This is a genomic window from Actinophytocola sp. (genome assembly GCF_035712165.1).
In the GTDB taxonomy this organism is placed as follows: Bacteria; Actinomycetota; Actinomycetes; order Mycobacteriales; family Pseudonocardiaceae; genus DASYTH01.
In genome coordinates, this window is sequence record NZ_DASTBH010000189.1 from 1 (window position 1) to 2,057 (window position 2,057).

1 protein-coding gene and 1 pseudogene are annotated in these 2,057 nt (G+C 69.3%); both read left to right on the plus strand.

The features are described 5' to 3' along the window. Window positions 1-383, plus strand: a pseudogene (locus VFO68_RS10440) (transposase); the annotation flags it as partial. Between the two features lie 134 nt (window positions 384-517). Beyond that, entirely contained in the window at window positions 518-2,020 is a 1,503-nt protein-coding gene (locus VFO68_RS10445; protein WP_422652902.1) for an ISL3 family transposase, read from the plus strand. Window positions 2,021-2,057 lie beyond the last annotated feature (37 nt).

Below are 2,057 nucleotides of genomic sequence, written 5' to 3' on the forward strand. Positions count from 1 at the left end.
TGGAACACACCTTCCGCCTGTTCAAACAGACCCTCGGCTGGACCCGCCCGAAGATCCGCACCCCGACCGCCGGGGACCGCTGGACCTGGCTGATCATCGCCGCCCACACCCAGCTCCGCCTGGCCCGACCCCTGGCCGCCGACCTGCGCCGCCCCTGGGAACGACCGGCACCACCCGGCCGGCTCACCCCAGCCCGCGTCCGACGAGGGTTCCGCAACATCCGCCCGACCAGCGCCCTGCCCGCCAGCGCACCGAAACCCACCACGCCCGGCCCCGGACGGCCACCCGGCTCCCGCAACCGGCGGCCCGCACCCCACCACGACGTCGGGAAAACCGTCAAACGCGACCTCAGCATCACCGCCCGCAAGCAGCGCAAAGGTTAAAGAACAAGCTCAGAGCCTGGTAAGGGTCTGTCAAGATAACGGCTCTGGCGCACTTTCGGTGGTGGCGGCGTGTCACACCGACGATCATCCATGTTGGACACTGAGGCCGGTGCGGTACTGATCGGCTTGTAGGCATCGTGTTTGCCGGGCTGTCGTCGCTGGTCATCGAGGAGGTGACCGACGAGGGCGAGTGGATTCGGGTGCGGGCACGGACCCGAGACCGGCCGGCGTCGTGCCCGGATTGCGGCGCCGCGGGAGTACGTGTGCACGGGTTCGTCCAGCGGACGGTGCGTGATGTTCCGGTCGATGGACGACCGGTGGTGATCGAGGTCCGGGTTCGGCGTCTGGTCTGCCCGAGCCGCGGCTGCCGTCAGACGTTCCGCGAGCAGATACCTGGTGTGCTCGAACGCTATCAGCGGCGCACCCAGCGGCTGACCGCCCAGATCGGCGCGGTCGCCCGTGAACTGGCCGGACGTGCGGCAGCCCGGCTGCTGGCGGCCCTAACAGTGCCGTTATCGCGGCACACCACGATCCGGGTCCTGCTCGGCATACCGGTTGCCGCGTTGCCGGTCCCGCGCGTACTGGGTGTGGACGATTTCGCTCTACGGCGACGCCGCCGCTACGCCACGGTGCTCATCGACGCGGTGACCCGCCGACGCGTCGACGTCCTGCCCGACCGCAACGCCGACACGCTCGAAGCCTGGCTGCGTGCCCATCCCGGCGTTGAGGTCGTCTGCCGAGACGGCTCGGGCGCCTACGCCGAAGCAGTCCGCCGAGCCCTACCTGAGGCGATCCAGGTCGCCGACCGCTGGCACCTGTGGCACAACCTCGGCGAGGCCACCGGCAAGGAAGTCGCCGCGCACAGCGCCTGCTGGGCCAAGGCCACCCCGCCGCAGGACGGCCCGCGCGCTCAGACCACCCGGGAACGCTGGCATCAGGTCCACACCCTGCTCCACCGCAAAGTCGGCCTGCTCGAATGCGCCCGCCGCCTCAACCTGTCACTGAACACCGTCAAACGCTACGCCCGCGCCAGCGAACCCGAGCGGCTGCAACGCCCTCCGCAGTACCGGCCCACCCTCGTGGATCCCTACCGCGAGCATCTGCGCCGCCGCCGAAGCCAGGAACCCGGCGTCGGCGCGCTCCAGCTCTTCGGCGAGATCAAAGCCCAGGGCTACTCGGGCAGCCTCAACCTGCTCTACCGCTACATCACCCAAGGCCGGGTCGAAGGCGACCGACCACCAATCTCACCGCGCCGCCTGGCCCGACTCATGCTCACCAACCCCGAGCACCTCACCGACACCCAACGCAGCCTGCGCGACGAGCTGACCACCGCCTGCCCCGAGATGATCGACCTGTCCGGTCTGATCACCTCATTCGCCGCACTGCTGCGCCCGCAAGACGGCAACGGCGAGCGTCTCGACGAATGGATCGCTACCGCCCGCACAGCCGACCTGCCCCACCTGCACGCCTTCACCCGAGGTATGGACCTCGACCGGGCCGCCGTCCACGCGGCGGTCACCCTGCCCTACCACAACGGCGGGACCGAAGGAGTGAACACCAAGACCAAACGGATCATGCGGCAGATGCACGGACGGGCCGGCTTCACCCTCCTACGCCACCGAATCCTGCTCGGCTGATCTCACCCACCGTCACCACCGAAAGTGCGCCAGAGCC